This is a genomic window from Roseibium denhamense (assembly GCF_009711415.1).
Classification (GTDB): domain Bacteria; phylum Pseudomonadota; class Alphaproteobacteria; order Rhizobiales; family Stappiaceae; genus Roseibium; species Roseibium denhamense.
In genome coordinates this window covers 127,677-142,928 of the sequence record NZ_SMLZ01000110.1, presented here as the reverse complement: position 1 = coordinate 142,928, position 15,252 = coordinate 127,677, and the positions used below count along the sequence as shown (strand labels likewise).

The 15,252-nt window shown below is 58.8% G+C and carries 16 protein-coding genes; 3 read left to right on the top strand and 13 right to left on the bottom strand.

Features of this window, described 5'->3' with window-relative positions; translation table 11 throughout:
- Window positions 1-54 precede the first annotated feature (54 nt).
- Window positions 55-1,074: a LacI family DNA-binding transcriptional regulator gene (locus E1180_RS14005; RefSeq protein ID WP_155191836.1), complete on the bottom strand. Its 1,020-nt coding sequence runs from the start codon at window positions 1,072-1,074 to the stop codon at window positions 55-57.
- Between the two features lie 183 nt (window positions 1,075-1,257).
- Here E1180_RS14005 and E1180_RS14000 point away from each other — a divergent pair, with 183 nt between their 5' ends.
- The 3 genes from E1180_RS14000 to E1180_RS13990 all read left to right on the top strand — a co-directional run bounded on the left by E1180_RS14000 (window position 1,258) and on the right by E1180_RS13990 (window position 4,204).
- A complete protein-coding gene (locus E1180_RS14000; protein WP_155191835.1) occupies window positions 1,258-2,208 on the top strand; it encodes a sugar ABC transporter substrate-binding protein in 951 nt (316 codons plus the stop codon).
- 84 nt (window positions 2,209-2,292) lie between these two features.
- Window positions 2,293-3,414: an ABC transporter permease gene (locus E1180_RS13995; RefSeq protein ID WP_155191834.1), complete on the top strand. Its 1,122-nt coding sequence runs from the start codon at window positions 2,293-2,295 to the stop codon at window positions 3,412-3,414.
- Window positions 3,415-3,445: 31 nt separating this feature from the next.
- A complete protein-coding gene (locus tag E1180_RS13990) occupies window positions 3,446-4,204 on the top strand; it encodes an ATP-binding cassette domain-containing protein (RefSeq protein ID WP_244314074.1) in 759 nt (252 codons plus the stop codon).
- A 102-nt stretch (window positions 4,205-4,306) separates the two neighbouring features.
- Here the strand turns inward: E1180_RS13990 and E1180_RS13985 are convergent, their stop codons facing one another.
- The 12 genes from E1180_RS13985 to E1180_RS13930 form a co-directional block, all read right to left on the bottom strand.
- A complete protein-coding gene (locus E1180_RS13985; RefSeq protein ID WP_155191832.1) occupies window positions 4,307-5,002 on the bottom strand; it encodes an RraA family protein in 696 nt (231 codons plus the stop codon).
- Complete coding sequence (locus E1180_RS13980; RefSeq protein WP_283404378.1) at window positions 5,002-5,694, bottom strand: alpha/beta fold hydrolase; 693 nt, start codon at window positions 5,692-5,694, stop codon at window positions 5,002-5,004. The genes E1180_RS13985 and E1180_RS13980 overlap by 1 nt, the downstream gene beginning before the upstream one ends.
- Window positions 5,691-6,824 (bottom strand): cobalamin-independent methionine synthase II family protein, encoded by a 1,134-nt coding sequence (locus tag E1180_RS13975; protein WP_155191831.1) that lies wholly within the window; start codon window positions 6,822-6,824, stop codon window positions 5,691-5,693. Before E1180_RS13975 ends, E1180_RS13980 begins: the two co-directional genes overlap by 4 nt.
- 85 nt (window positions 6,825-6,909) lie before the next feature.
- Window positions 6,910-7,875: a cupin domain-containing protein gene (locus tag E1180_RS13970; protein WP_155191830.1), complete on the bottom strand. Its 966-nt coding sequence runs from the start codon at window positions 7,873-7,875 to the stop codon at window positions 6,910-6,912.
- 27 nt (window positions 7,876-7,902) lie between these two features.
- Complete coding sequence (locus tag E1180_RS13965) at window positions 7,903-8,874, bottom strand: nuclear transport factor 2 family protein (RefSeq protein WP_208997138.1); 972 nt, start codon at window positions 8,872-8,874, stop codon at window positions 7,903-7,905.
- On the bottom strand, window positions 8,858-9,889 hold the full coding sequence (locus E1180_RS13960) for a LacI family DNA-binding transcriptional regulator (protein ID WP_155191829.1): 1,032 nt from the start codon (window positions 9,887-9,889) through the stop codon (window positions 8,858-8,860). Before E1180_RS13960 ends, E1180_RS13965 begins: the two co-directional genes overlap by 17 nt.
- A complete protein-coding gene (locus E1180_RS13955) occupies window positions 9,889-10,656 on the bottom strand; it encodes an SDR family NAD(P)-dependent oxidoreductase (RefSeq protein WP_155191828.1) in 768 nt (255 codons plus the stop codon). The genes E1180_RS13960 and E1180_RS13955 overlap by 1 nt, the downstream gene beginning before the upstream one ends.
- Window positions 10,653-11,708: an ester cyclase gene (locus E1180_RS13950; RefSeq protein ID WP_155191827.1), complete on the bottom strand. Its 1,056-nt coding sequence runs from the start codon at window positions 11,706-11,708 to the stop codon at window positions 10,653-10,655. The genes E1180_RS13955 and E1180_RS13950 overlap by 4 nt, the downstream gene beginning before the upstream one ends.
- Window positions 11,705-12,337, bottom strand: coding sequence for a glutathione S-transferase family protein (locus E1180_RS13945; RefSeq protein WP_155191826.1), 633 nt, complete (start codon window positions 12,335-12,337; stop codon window positions 11,705-11,707). Before E1180_RS13945 ends, E1180_RS13950 begins: the two co-directional genes overlap by 4 nt.
- Window positions 12,334-13,644 carry a histidinol dehydrogenase gene (gene hisD, locus E1180_RS13940; RefSeq protein WP_155191825.1) on the bottom strand — a complete coding sequence of 437 codons (1,311 nt, stop codon included), beginning with the start codon at window positions 13,642-13,644 and terminating at the stop codon, window positions 12,334-12,336. The genes E1180_RS13945 and hisD overlap by 4 nt, the downstream gene beginning before the upstream one ends.
- A gap of 147 nt (window positions 13,645-13,791) precedes the next feature.
- Window positions 13,792-14,280, bottom strand: coding sequence for an ester cyclase (locus E1180_RS13935; RefSeq protein WP_208997137.1), 489 nt, complete (start codon window positions 14,278-14,280; stop codon window positions 13,792-13,794).
- A gap of 88 nt (window positions 14,281-14,368) precedes the next feature.
- Window positions 14,369-15,250 (bottom strand): carbohydrate ABC transporter permease, encoded by an 882-nt coding sequence (locus E1180_RS13930; protein WP_155191823.1) that lies wholly within the window; start codon window positions 15,248-15,250, stop codon window positions 14,369-14,371.
- Window positions 15,251-15,252: the final 2 nt, after the last annotated feature.

Below are 15,252 nucleotides of genomic sequence, written 5' to 3'. Positions count from 1 at the left end.
ACCGCAGATCTAACTCTCCAATCGATCAGCTTTGGACGGTAAATCGGGTTCGGTTTATCGCCCGCTGGTCTCACTCCGGACCGGGCGCAGGGTGCCGCGTTCGATCACCTGGCAGGGAAATAGCCGTGCTTCCGGATAACGGGACGGGTCTTCGAGCATGGACACGATCAGTTCGACCGACGAGTTGATGATCTGCTGGACCGGCTGGCGGATCGTGGTCAGGTTGATGGTCTGCCAGCCTGCCATTTCCATGTCATTGAGGCCGATGATGCCGATATCGTCCGGGACGCTCAAGCCAGCGTCTTTAATGGCGCTCAAGACGCCAATCGACAAGACATCATCCCCGCAGAAATAGGCTTCAGCTGGCGGGGCTTCGGCCAGCAGGCGTTTCATTTCTTCCCGGCCCGCCTCAAAGGAATAGGCTTTCGCATAGGTATAGGTCATGTCGATCCCGCGGTGATGCGACAGCTCTTCCTGAAAGCCTTTGAAACGGTCCTGGGTTGAGGTGGCTGTTTCCGGGCCGCCCAGAAAGGCAACACGCGTGTGCCCGCGGCTCATCAGTGCCTTTGCCGCCATGCGGCCGCATTCCACGTTGTCGATCCCGACCACATGAAACTCCGGTGCGCTCGAATAGCGTCCGAAGCTGTTCACCACGGGTACCCCGGCATCCTTGAACGCTTTTGAAAAACCCGGCGGGAGCGTGGAGGACGCGACCACGACCCCATCGACGGAGTATTGGCGCAGCATCCTGACTGAGGCCTCCGGATCGGTTTCATCCGACAGATTGACCAGAAGCGGGCGCAGTCCGACGCTTTGGAGCTTGCGGGTGAACTGGTCGAAAACCTCCAGAAAAATCGGATTGTGAAAGTTGTTGGAGACGAGGCCGACAAGCTTGGTGCGCCGCGTGGTTAAGCCGCGGGCGAGGAAGTTGGGTGTGTAGCCGAGCTTTACTGCGGCCTTTTCCACCTTGCGGCGGGTTTTTTCAGAGACCGATGCTCCGTCCGTAAAGGTGCGCGACACCGCAGAGCGGGAAACGCCCGCAAGTTCGGCAACTTCTTTTAATGTAACGGTCATTGATCTCATCATTCCAAATGCCCAGTGGGGTTCATATCCCAACTGACTGTTCCGGGCAGTATGAATTTCCATTTTCATTTTTGCAACCGGTTGCAAATATCTTTGGTTCATGGTTTCCTGCTTGTGAGAGAGGACAAAGAGCCGCTCTTTGACCATGAGAATGGTAATCCTTGGGAGGAAGGAATGAGATCAACTCTTAAGTCGCTGTTGCTTGCAGCAGCAGTCGTCGTAGCGCCGTTTGCAGGCGCGCAAGTCGCATCTGCTGAAGGTGAGAAGTACATTCTTGTCAGCCATGCGCCGGACAGCGACAGCTGGTGGAATACAATCAAGAACGGCATCGCGCTTGCGGGCGACCAAATGGGCGTCGAAGTGGAGTACCGCAACCCGCCGACAGGCGACCTTGCGGACATGGCCCGTATCATTGAGCAGGCAGCTGCCTCCGGCCCGAACGGGATCATCACGACCCTGTCGGACCCGGATGTTCTGTCCGGCCCGATCAAGGATGCGGTTGCCTCCGGGATCGATGTCATCATCATGAACTCCGGAACGCCGGATCAGGCGCGTGAGGTTGGCGCCCTGATGTATGTCGGCCAGCCGGAATATGACGCCGGACACGCGGCCGGTCTGCGGGCAAAGGGCGACGGCATCACGAGCTTCCTTTGCGTGAACCACTACATTAGCTCCCCGTCGTCGACCGAACGCTGCCAGGGCTTTGCTGATGGTCTTGGCGTCGAGCTCGGCGATCAGATGATCGACAGTGGCCAGGATCCTGCCGAGATCAAGAACCGTGTTCTTGCCTATCTCAATGCAAATCCGGACACGGATGCCATCTTGACGCTTGGGCCGACCAGCGCGGACCCGACCCTGCTGGCGCTCGATGAAAACGGCATGGCCGGCGACATTTATTTCGGCACCTTCGACCTCGGTGAAAACATCGTGGAAGGCATCAAGAGCGGTGTCATCAACTGGGGCATCGACCAACAGCCGTTCCTGCAGGCCTATCTTCCGGTCGTGGTTATGACAAACTACCACCGCTATGGCGTGCTGCCGGGTAACAACATCAACTCGGGCCCGGGTTTCGTGACCAAAGACGGCCTGACACTCGTGGAGAAGTATGCGGGCGAATACCGCTAACCTTTACGCACTGATAGGGCGGCGGACCCCGCCGCCCTTTTTCACGAGCTTCACAAAAATAAGACAGAGCCGGGGAGAGGCTAAATGACTGAGGCCAACGCCGCAGCGATTTCCGATGAACGGGTCAAACAGCAATCGGGCCTTCGCAAAGCGCTGATCCGTCCAGAACTGGGCGGGATCTGCGGCACCATCATCGTATTTTCGCTTTTTCTCATCTTCGCTGGCGACAGCGGCATGTTCAACGCGCAAGGCATGATGAACTGGTCGACGGTTTCGGCGCAGTTCATGATCATTGCGGTCGGCGCCTGTCTCTTGATGATCGCTGGCGAATTCGACCTGTCCGTCGGATCCATGATCGGCTTTTCCGGGATGATGATCGCGATCTTCACGGTCACTCTGGAGTGGCCGGTGTGGCAGGCTATCCTCGTGACCTTTGCCTTGACGGTCGCTATTGGCGGGCTCAACGGCTACATCGTCGTACGCACGGGCCTTCCAAGTTTCATTGTGACGCTTGCGTTTCTGTTCATCCTGCGCGGGTTCACGATTTACCTGCCGCAAATCATCGAACGCAAAACCATTATCGGCGGGGTTGACCGGGCAGCTGAAGGCGATTGGCTTGCGGCCCTGTTCGGCGGAAAAGTCCTGACCGGTTTCTTCACCTGGATGGGGGAAGCGGGCATCATAGATGTTTTCGAACGCGGCTCGCGCGCCGGACAGCCAGTTGTCGAGGGCGTCCCGATGTTGATTGTCTGGGCGATCGCGCTGGTCATCTTTGGTCATATCCTTTTGACCCGTACACAGTTCGGGAACTGGATCTTTGCAGCAGGCGGGGATGCCCAGGCAGCGCGTTATGTCGGTGTGCCGGTGAACCGGGTTAAAATCCTGATGTTCATGTTCACGGCCTTCTGCGCGACCGTGTTTGCAACCTGCCAGGTCATGGAGTTCGGTTCGGCCGGGGCCGACCGGGGGCTCTTGAAGGAGTTCGAAGCCATCATCGCCGTTGTGATCGGCGGCGCGCTTTTGACCGGCGGATACGGATCGGTGATTGGAGCGGCTCTGGGGGCGCTGATCTTCGGTGTGGTCCAACAGGGGCTGTTCTTTGCAGGTGTCGAAAGTTCCCTTTTCAGAGTGTTCCTCGGTGTGATCCTGTTGTTTGCGGTGATCCTGAACACCTACATTCGCCGCATCATCACTGGGGAGAGATAAGATGAGCTCGACACATGCTCCCATCATCCAGATGAAAGGCATCGAGAAGCATTTCGGCTCGGTGATCGCACTGGCCGGTGTCTCGGTCGACATCTACCCGGGCGAATGCCATTGCCTTCTTGGCGACAACGGGGCTGGCAAATCCACTTTCATCAAGACAATGTCCGGCGTTCACAAGCCCACGAAGGGCGAGATCCTGTTTGAAGACAAACCAATGCACTTCGCGGATCCGCGGGACGCGATTTCCGCAGGCATTGCCACCGTCTATCAGGATCTGGCCATGATCCCGCTCATGTCGGTGAGCCGGAATTTCTTCATGGGCAACGAGCCGGTGCGCCGGATCGGCCCGCTCAAACTTTTCGATCACGACTATGCCAACCGGGTCACGATGGAAGAAATGGGCAAGATGGGCATCAATCTGCGCGGACCGGATCAGGCTGTAGGAACGCTCTCGGGCGGGGAACGCCAGACGGTTGCCATTGCCCGCGCCGTGCATTTCGGTGCCAAGGTCCTGATCCTCGACGAGCCCACATCGGCATTGGGTGTCCGGCAGACCGCCAATGTGCTTGCCACCATCGACAAGGTGCGCAAACAGGATATTGCCGTGGTCTTCATCACCCACAATGTCCGCCATGCCCTTGCAGTCGGGGACCGCTTCACTGTTCTCAATCGCGGCAAGACCCTTGGTACGGCGCAGCGTGGCCAGATCACGCCTGAAGAGCTGCAGGATATGATGGCCGGGGGGCAGGAGCTCGTGGCCCTGGAAGACTCTCTCGGCGGCACGGTGTAGCTATACGGACGTCTAAGGTCAAAAAGCCGCCCGGCCTGGGCGGCTTTTTCATTATGGGCAAGTGCTCGCCCGCCGCTGCGCGGCCGAGCCGGATCTATCGCCTCAAGTCCTTGCCTTTTCGAACGCGCTCCAGGCGGCTTCGAATTTCTCGAAATTGAAACCGGGTTCACGGGCAGGGGCGAGCACCAGCTTTTCCGTTTCCAATAGTTTTCGGATTGCCCCGCCAAGCGCTGGAATGATGTCTTCAGGAACAACCAGTGCGCCATGGCGGTCTGCATGGATCAGCTCGCCAGGATGAATGTCGAGCCCGAAGATTTTGACCGGGCCGCCGATCTCCTTCACATGCACATAGCCATGGCTCGGTCCGATGGAGCCGGCCACAACAGGAAAGCCGTCGGGCAAGTCGCCCAGATCCCGCATGACACCGTTGGTCAAGGCGCCCGAGAGACCTAGGCCCTTGTGAACGGTTGTGTTGATCTCGCCCCAATAGGCGCCGATTGCATTGGGGTAATCCACGTCCTCCACGACCGTGATCGCCGGGCGCGGGCCTTCGCTCATGTACCTGTAATAGTCCATCCGCCTTGTCCTGATAACATCAGCGGGCTCTGTCGGCGGTGCAAGGGCCGAAATCTTCGCGGTTCTGGCATATCCCACCATGGCGCCGCCCTGAGGATCTGAGGCGAGCATCGTCCCCCGAGTGAAACGGTTGAAGCCTCTGCGGCCTTGCGCGACCTCGATGGCGTTGCAAACGGTCGGTGTATCGACCGTTTTAAGAAGATCTAGAAGGTCGGTATCCATCAACGCTCCAGCCATGTTTGGAATGCGGCATTGACCGCAACAGGTTGTTCGAGGGTCGGCAGGTGTCCGGCATTACCGATGATCTCAAGGACTGAATCTTGTAGCAGGTCATGCATCAATTCGTGCCGGTCCAGCGGGCACAGCCGGTCTTCCCGGCCCATTAGAACCAGCGCTGGGCAGGACAGCCCGCGCAGCGTTTCCTGCTGATCCGGGCGTGCCGCCAAGGCCCTAGACTGGCGTTCAAAGACTTCCGGGCCCAGATCGAGGGCCATTTCCATGCAGGTGTTGAGAACATCCTGGCGGAGCGGGCCGTTGGCCAGATAGTTGGGTTTGAGTTCATCCCGCATGACCTCTTTCAGGCCGCCTCTGCGGACCTTCTCGATCTGAGGGAGCCGCCGGGCCCTGACATCGTCCAATTCCGCGCGCGGATTTGTGTCAAGCAAGGCGATCCGGTCGATGCGCTCCGGTGCCTGGCGGGCAACTTCCATGGCAACGATCCCGCCCATGGAAAGTCCGGCGAGTGCAAATACCGGAGGCGCCGATGCCAGAACGTCCGCCGCGAGATCTTCGACCGTATCATGGCCCGTGAGCGGGCCGAGATGGACAGCACGCTGACCGGAAAAAGCCGCGATTTGAGGACCGAAGAGGCGGGCATCACACATCATGCCGGGTAGAAGCAAAAGCGGTGTCACGCCCGCGCAGCAGCGATCGCCGCCCCTTCAGCCAGTGCGCCGAGCTTGGCATAGGCAATGTCTGGATCGACAGCGCCAAACCCTGCGAAAGTTCCAAAACCGCAATCGGAACCGGCGATTACCCGATCTGTTCCGACTATCGGAACGAACCGCTCCAGGCGCTGCGCCACGACCTCCGGGTGCTCCACGAAATTGGTGGTGGTGTCCACGACACCAGGTACAAGAATTTTGTCGTCCGGGATTTCCGCTTTCCTGTCCCGGAACACCGTCCATTCATGGGCATGCCGGGGATTGGAGGTCTCGAAAAGAATATAGCGCGCCCGCGCCTCCATCAGTGTCGTGAACACTTTGTCCATGGAGATGTCGCACACATGCGGGCCTTCGTAATTGCCCCAGCAGATGTGAATGCGGACCTTGGCCGGATCAATGTTTTGAAGCGCATGGTTGAGCGCTTCCACATGGCTTGCGGCAATTTTGATGAACTCCTCGTCCGACAGATCGGTGAACAGCATGTGGCGGGACAAGGCGAGGTCCGGACAATCCAGCTGAAGATCAAGACCAGATGCCACGATGGTCTCGTATTCGGCCTTCATGGCGTCTGCAAGCGCTTCAAGATAGGCAGCACGTGTCTCGTAGAAATCATTTTGCAGGAACAGGGAAATGACACCAGGCGAGGCCGCGTTCATGAAACCGCGCTCCGCGCCGTGTTCCGCCATCGCCGCTTTCAGGTTGGCGATGTCCTTTTCCAATTCGCCCTGGCCCTTAGACCGGACTTCGCCGGTGCACATGGGCCGGGCGTATTTGGGTGTGCCGCCGCTTTCGGCAATGCGTTTCAGAAAACTCGGATAGAGCTTCAGGTCGGCGGGTGCGTTCCGGGGGCTGTCACCGGAAAAGCCGGTGTAGCGGTCTTTCACATAGGTCGCATAGGAGATCTTTGAGGTCTCGCCATCGCTGACAATCGTGACCCCTGCGTCCACCTGCTTCCGGACGGTATCCGAGACCGCCTTGGCCATCGCCGCATCAAATGCCGCCTCATCATAAGGCTGCTCCTGTTCGCGGGCGAATATGAAGTCGACGACTTCCTGAGTGCGCGGCAGCGACCCTACATGCGAGACGTCAATTTTAGCCATGGTTTCCCCCTCTATGTTTTTGAGGCAGCCCCTTTTTTCCGGGGCCCAAGTGCAGCCCCGGCCGTTGACCGGGGCTGCTGCTGGTTCAGTTTTTCCAGGTGGGGCCGGCCGGATCGTCGGTGTTTGTGACCCGGTAAAGACTGGCCTCGCCGCTCATGGACGGAACAAGAGAATGCTCCAGTCCAGGCGGCACCGCGCATGTGTCCCCCGGAGCGAGGGTATTTTCACCGCCGCCCCAGGTTATTTTCCAATGGCCCCGCATGATCATGAGGATTTCATGGCGGTCCAGCCGGTAAGGAGTTTCGGGGATGGAGCCGCGCGTCAGGAATTCGACATCGAAACCGGGCTTGTCCTTCAACAGCGCTGTTTCTCCGATAACCTTGCAGGGCGCATTGGCCGCCAGTGCCATCATGTCCCAGTAGCGGGCGACATGATCCTTCACCACGTCGACATTGCCAGGTTCGGGGAAGCCTTTCAGGTCTTCATCGCTCAACAACGGCATCGGCGGGACGCTGTCGGGAAGGGTCTGCCCCTTCTTCGTGTCGTAAAGAACACCGTTCTTGCCCAGAACCAGCCCATGGTCTTTCGCATCCTCAATCACCTGCGGTGCCCAGATGACGCCGCCTCCGGCATCATCTCCGCCCAGGATGGCCATGATCATCCCGTAGTCGGTTCCGATGTTTTCAAATCCGCGAAAGATACCCGTGGGGATATTGAAAATGTCCCCTTCTTCGAGGACCACTTCACCGGCCGTTCCCCAGCGCCCCCAGAAGAACCGCCAGCGCCCTTTCAGGACATAAAAGACCTCGGCTGTCGTGTGGGAGTGCAAGGAATTCCGGCACTTGGGCGGCTGGCCCGCGGCGCCGATGTTGAAGCCCGGCGTGTCCTTGATGTGCACATGCTGGTCCGGGCTCTCTGAAACGCCGCCACCGATGATGGTGAAGTTCTCTTTCTGATCGGATCCGGGCGTGTGTGCGTCGATAAATGCAGTCCGGCAGGGCTTCAAATCGCCATAACGGACAATCCGGGTTTCCATTTCTTCGGGGGTCATGACTGGACCTTCAAGGTTTCGCTGACATCAGCCGGTTTTCAAGGCAATCTGCTTCCAGACCGCCGTTTCGTCGAAAAGCACATATTCCCGGCGCAGGCCCCAGGGGCCGAACTCGGCATGGGCCGCCCCCATGACATGAACCTCTGCGCCGGTCGGTTTGCCGAACATGCCCCAGCCGTCATGCGTTCCGGTCAGGGACCACCGAAGCGCGGCTCTTGGCGGCATCATGGGATCATCGCGTCCGATCTGATGCTCGATCTTGAAGTCGGCGGAGGGCAGGCTCGCCCGCAGGCTCATCCAGAACCGGTCGGCATCGCCCCAGGAACAGCCGTTAACGCCCCCCGGATAGGCCAATTGGCAAGCGCGATCATAGTGGTTCTCGATGGCCGCCATGTCCGCACCCATCATCCGGGTGAGAAGGTCGGCGTACTTGCCGCCCCATTCATTGTCATTGCCGTGCCCGGTGTAGGGGCCAGGTCTGTCCATGTCTGGCGTGAAGGGTTTTACGCAGTTCTCAGGTCCACCTTCGCGCTCAATCAGATCAAGGGCATAGTCCTTCGGATCCCAACCCATCTGCCGGACGATGGCGCCCTGATCCCGGATAAGCCATTCGTCGTTGATTTGATTGTTGACCGCATGGCAGTCCGCAATAATCCGGTAGCGCAGCGTCTTGCCGGTCGCCTGGCCATAAACACCGTTTCCCGCATGCGTCGCGGTCGACAGAATTCTGTGGGAGGACAGCATGCCGTCTTCGGGTGTGCCCGACCAGATGACGTCCTCGCCCAGAAGGGTGCGGTCGGGAAACTCGGCAAGGGTCGCCATTGTTGCGCCGATAACATCTTCATTTCCAACAACGATCGACCCGGGCGAGCGGACAATGATGTCGCCGGAATAGTAATGATGGAGGGTTGCGATCTTGCGCTCTTCCCAGATCTCTTTGGTTATCCCGATGATGTAGTCCGGGAAGTCCTTCCAGCGGGCATCAAAGCCTTTCATCATTCCATCCTTGCGGTATTCGGGCCGAGCCCCGGACCATCAACGGCCCATCAATTTGAATCTTCTGAATGCTGGTGCTGCCGTCTTCGATCCAGCCAAGCAGCGTTGCAACCGTGGCCTCGACCATGCGGTTCGAGGGCTGGCGCAAGGTGGTCAGGTCATAAGCGGGCCAGGAGGCCAGAGGGACGTCATCGTAGCCGACCACGGACACGTCCCCTGGAACGTCCAGTTTCAGTTCGAAGCGCAGGACGTCCATAACGGCGAAGGCCATGTGGTCGTTTCCGACGAAGACGGCGTCCGGCCGGTCAGAACCGGAAAATAACTCTATTGCAGCCGCAGCAGCCGTTTCGCGCTTGTACATGCCGTCAATACAGGCGCAGAGCTCGAGGCCAGCGTCTTTTAAGCCAACGCGGAAACCAGCCTCCCGGTCGCGTCCGGTCGAAGAGCCCGACCATCCGGCGATGTGAGCTATCCGCTCATGACCGCTTGCTGCCAGGAATTTTGCAATTTGGCGGCCGCCCTCAAAATTATTGGATGTCACCTGATTCAGCCGGTCATCGTCCTGGCCCCGGTTGAACAGTACGACGGGAACACCGGCTGCCGCACAGCGTGCCGCCAGATCATTCGACATGCCGACAGAGGCGGTAATGATCCCGTCCACCTGATAATCCAGCAGCTCGCCCATAACCTTGTCGACGCTGGCATCCTCGTTGGACACCATGAAAACGAGAATGTGGTAGCCGTGAGCCTGAAGGGCATTCGACAGCTTTTCCAGCGCATCCGGATAGAACTGGTTTTCCAGATAGGCGACCACCAGCCCAATGATTTTGGAGCGTCCGGTAATGAGGGACCGGGCCAATACATTCGGGCGGTATCCGAGTTCCTGGGCGGCCTTGTGGACCTTTTCCGCCATTTTCGGGGAAACGGACGCGCCTTGCGTAAAGACGCGGCTCACCGCGGACTGGCTGACCCCCGCCCGTTTTGCAACATCAACGGATGTGACTTTTTCTCCGGGCATCAGTCTGCCGTCCAGCCTCCGTCAACCAGCAGCGATGTTCCTGTCACAAGCGAGGAGGCATCACTGGCCAGGTAAAGCACCGCGCCCATGATGTCTTCGACAGTTCCGGTCCGCCCGAGTTTGATCTTCTCTTCGATCCATTTCACCCGCTCCGGGTTGTCGAAGGTCGGTTCGGTCAAGGGTGTGCGGATGAAGGTCGGGCAGATGGTGTTGACGCGGATTTTTTTCGGGCCGAATTCCAGAGCCATGGCCTTGGTGAACCCTTCCACCGCAAATTTCGACGCGCAGTAGACAGCCCGGTCGATCCCGCCCACATGTGCCATTTGGGACGACATGTTGATCAAGGATCCGGGCTTCCCGGCTGCGATCAATCCTTTTGCGACGCACTGGGTGATGAAATAGGCCCCGCGAAGATTGACGTTCATGACCGCGTCAAAATCTTCAGGGGTGGTTTCAAGCGACGGCGTATGGCGGGCAAGACCGGCGCTGTTGACCAGCACGTCAAACGGCCCGTGCCGGGCGACACTGACCTCAACTTCAAGCACATCTGCGATGTCAAGCTGGAGAGCCGAAGCGGACCACCCTTTCGCAGTCATGGCGGCCACAGCGTCCTGAAGCTTGTCGGTGCGCCGCGCCGCCAGCACCACATCGCCGCCAGCCTCCGCAAGCGCTGCGGCACACGCAAGCCCTATACCCGAAGAGGCACCGGCGACCAGCACACGCTTGCCACTCAAGGAAAAACTGGGCGTAGAAGGAAGATCGATCATGACAGAGCAACTCCGGTTTCTGGATCAAAGCCCGGACGGGCCTTGTTGAATTCCCGAAGCCGGCGGAAAACGTCAACGCCCAATTGCGCAAAAGCATGCAGGAGGTCGACAAGCACCCAGTTTTCCCGGATCAGACCATTTTCCACCCGCCAGAAATCAAGACTGCGCAGGGTGATGCGCTGCCCGGACGGTGCAATGCCCAGCCAACCGTCATGGGTCACCGTCTGAACCATGTTCGGCCAGCCGGTAACCGCTGCGTAATTGCGGTCGCCGAAGAAGTGAGCATCCACGGGCTCGTCCGACTGGCCGCGATCCGGCATCGCGCTCAGGAACGGAAGCTGGTGCCAGGTCCTGAAGCCACGGATACCCCGTCCGGTCCCAATCCCGGCCGGACCATACCAGCTCATACGGCTGTGCCAGAACTTCGGCAGCTCCATCACCTCTGGACCGCCCTGGGCAGGATGGCGGGTGAGGTGATCGAGCATGTCCAGGATAAGGCGGCAGGTGGCACTGCCTGTCGTTTCGTCGTAGGGACCCGGAACAATGCCGTCCTGGGTTGCCGGTCCGGGTACGTGCCATTCCCGGCCAAGGCTCGGGGCCATCGGCCAGGCATCCGCCTGCATCATGAGTTCGGGAATATCCCAGAGCGCCTGGATCTCAACGGCCTTGCCGTCTTCAAACCGGTAGAATTCATGAAAGCGCATGGCAACCTGATGACCGGTCGCCGGAATGTCGAGCCAAGGCGCAGTGAAGGTTCCGGTGTAATAGCCGCCGCATCCGAGCCAATCGTTTCCGTCAGCCGTTGGTCCCGCCATGACGATGGTGTCGCGGCGTTCCAGGTCCGGAATGGACTTCAACAAGGGAGCATACGCTTTGGTATAAAAAGCATCTGCGCCATCCAGGTCGCCAAATGGATGGCAAAGATGAACCACGACCCCAGGGCCACACAGATCCGAAAGGGCACGGCGGACGGCACTTTCCTCAAAGTCATACATGGCCGCGCGAAGCGGCGCGATCAGAGACTTGTGCTGTGTGTGCCGGTCCAATGTCATGCGCCGGGCACTTTCATATGTGCAAACTCGACCATGACAGCCTCGCGATATGCGGGCCGGTCGCACAGGCGCTGGTAGTAGGACCGAAGGCCCGGCAAATCCGCACGTTCGAAGTCGAGTTCGTAATACCGGTACAGCAGGGCGCCGATCTGGTAATCCGCAAGGTTCAGGCTCTCACCCCCGATGATCCCGTCCGTGATCAGGTCCTGGACGATGGTCATCGAGGTCTTCAGCGCTGCAACAGCACCATCAACCGCTGCTTGATTCCGGGCATCTGCAGTGGTCCTGACCATCTGAATGAAGATGGTCGGGATAAGCGGGACGTAAATGTGCTGCCGGGACATGTCGGCCCACCGTTCGATCCGGGCAGCCGCCATCGGATCACCCGGATGATCCCCATATTGGCGCATGAGGTAACGCAGGATCGTTGCCGCTTCCGAGATAGCATGCCCATTGTCCTCAAGGACCGGTACCAGTCCGAGCGGGTTCATCTTCAGGTATTCCGGGGTGTCGTTGCCACCGAAAGGCCCGCCAACATCCAGGCGCTCAAACGGGACGCCCAGTTCCGACAGGCACCATATAACGGGCTGGACATTTGCCGAGGTTATGCGGCCATGAACCTTGATCATTCAGCTGCCTCCCCATAAGGCACATTGCCGCCGCCATACCGGCGGACCCGGATGTTGGCTTGTTCCGCGTGACCGACAAACCCTTCGAGCATGCATAGCCGCGAGCAATAGGCGCCGATTTCGGCTGCAGCCTTGTCCGTGAGGACTTTCTGATAGGAATGCGTCTTCAGGAACTTGCCGACCCAAAGGCCGCCGGTGTAACGCCCGGCCTTCTTGGTGGGCAGCGTGTGGTTGGTGCCGATAACCTTGTCGCCATTTGCAACGTTTGTCCGTGCACCCAGGAAAAGCGCCCCGTAGCAGGTCATGTTGTCCAGGAACCAGTCATCCCGGTCTGTCATCACCTGAACATGCTCGGATGCAATGTCATCGGCAACGGCGAGCATTTCATCATAGGTGTCGCACAGAATGACTTCGCCATAGTCCTCCCAGGACTTTGCCGCTGTGTCCGCTGTCGGCAGGATCTTGAGAAGCCGGTCGATTTCTTCCAGCGTCTCATTGGCAAGCTTGCGTGAATTGGTCACCAATACGGCTGGCGAGTTGTAGCCATGCTCGGCTTGTCCGAGGAGATCTGTTGCGCACAGTTCCGCATCCACCGTCTCATCGGCAATCACCATGGTTTCGGTGGGGCCGGCAAATAGATCGATGCCAACCCGGCCGAACAACTGGCGTTTTGCCTCGGCCACAAAAGCATTGCCCGGGCCGACAAGCATATGAACCGGATCTATGGTCTCGGTGCCGATCGCCATGGCCCCAACTGCCTGGATCCCGCCAAGCACATAGATCTCGTGCGCTCCGCCCAGATGCATGGCGGCAATCACCGCCGGGTTGGGAGCGCCTTTGAATGGCGGCGTTGCAGCGATGATGCGCGGTACCTTAGCGACCGAAGCTGTTGCCACCGACATATGGGCTGATGCGACCATCGGAAATTTGCCGCCGGGCACATAACACCCGACAGACTGAACCGGAATGTTCTTGTGGCCCAAGATCACACCCGGCATGGTCTCGACCTCGATGTCTAGCATGGAGTCGCGCTGGGCCTGTGCGAAGTTGCGGACCTGCTCCTGCGCAAACTTGATGTCTTCCATATCGCGCGGGGCGACCTGATTCATCAGGGCTTCAATTTCGGATGCGCTCAACCGGAAGCTCTCCGGCGTGTAGTTATCGAACTTCCCGGACAATTCGCGAACGGCAACATCGCCGCGGGTCTCGATGTCTCTCAGCGTTCCTTCGACAATCGCGCGGACCTTGGCATCGTCTTCGGAACGTTCTGTCTCGGGCTTGCCGCGCTTCAGATATTCAACAGCCATGTTTCTTCCCTTTCAAAGCGCCACGCGAAGGCCGGATTTCTAGAGCCTCCACATTGATCGGGCGCGATGGTTTTTTCTTCAATTTGCATACGTATGCACAACTATCAAGGCCATTTCTCTGGATGGGGTGCTTGCGCCGAACAACGATCAGGCCGCCTGTTCAGGGGCTGGTGGTATCCGGTCGCCACGATCAAAACTCTCCCAGCCTTCGCCGCCAAATACATCCTTGCCGAGCTGCGCCAGCACATGCGGGAAATCAACCATGACCCAATTGTCGACAATCTTCCCGTCGACGACTTTCCAGAAGTCCATATATCTGATTTCAATCCGCTTTCCGGTTGGGGCCACGCCCATGAACTCACCCGAATGGGTGGCTTCCTGCCGCCCGAATGCAGCTGCCCATTCGCCCATGTACAGACGGGCTTCATCCACGCAGACTTTGTCGGAAAAGGCGGCTTGGAACGGCTTTTGCCAATTGTCCTGAAACTCCTTGAGCCCGGTTTTTGTGCCGCAGCCGGTATTGCCCATCCATCGGAAGCCGTCGGCGAAGAACTCGCCGATATCACCAATGCGGTGGTCATTGAGCCCGTCGACCATGCTTTCAATGACCTGCCGGGTTGCGTCGGTTTTGCTCATGTCCGTGTCACGGCTCAAAACCGCTTGTTCGGGTCGGGACCCTCTCATGTGTCACCTATCAATTGGGCGTTGATTGCTGGCATCTGCGTTATCCCTTCACGGCGCCAGCCGTCAGGCCGGACACGATCTGGCGCTGGAACACCATCACCAGCAGGAACAGCGGAACCGTTGCGGAAACCACGGCAGCCACGGCAAACATCACATTGCCTTCGGTGTAGGTGGTCCCCAGGAACGCAGCGATCTTGGGCACCATTGTCCGGTTCTGTTCGTTCAGCAGCATCGCCGTGACGGCAAAGTCATTGTAAGCGAGCAGGAAACTGAACAGGCCGGTGGTGATCACGCCCGGCCACATGACCGGAATGATGACAAACCGGAAGGCCTGAAACTGGGTGCAGCCGTCGACTTTTGCGCTTTCGTCAAGGTCCTTCGGGATCTTCTGGAAGAAGGAATGCAGCATCCAAAGTGTGAAGGGTTGATTGATCGCGACCAGGACGATGATCGCCGTGGGCAGGTAGCCCCAGAGGTTCCACTGGAAGAACGGCGGCAGATAACCCGAAACCAGGGTGATCGGCGGCATGGCGCGGAAGATGAGCGCGGCAATCAAAAGCCAGAAGACGTAATTGTGCCCTGAGCGGCTCAGCGCATAGCCGCCGAGTGTTCCGATGGTCAGAGACGTCACGACGACAAAAAAGCACACGATGAAGGTGTTCAGCGCCGCGCGCCAGAACTCTTCCTGAACCCAGGCCCCATAGTAGCCAGCGCCGGTGAACGGGCGGCCATACGTCTCCTTGGTGAGGTCGCCCGTGAGAGCGTTGGTCCAATCCGCGATGGAAAAGAAGTCGAGCTCGACCTTGAACGATCCCCAAAGTGTCCAGAAGAACGGGAAGGCGGCGACCATAAGCCAGATAACGATAAAGACCAGCGAGGCAACCTTGAGGGAAACCGGTTTTCTTTGGGCAGCGGCAGCCATGA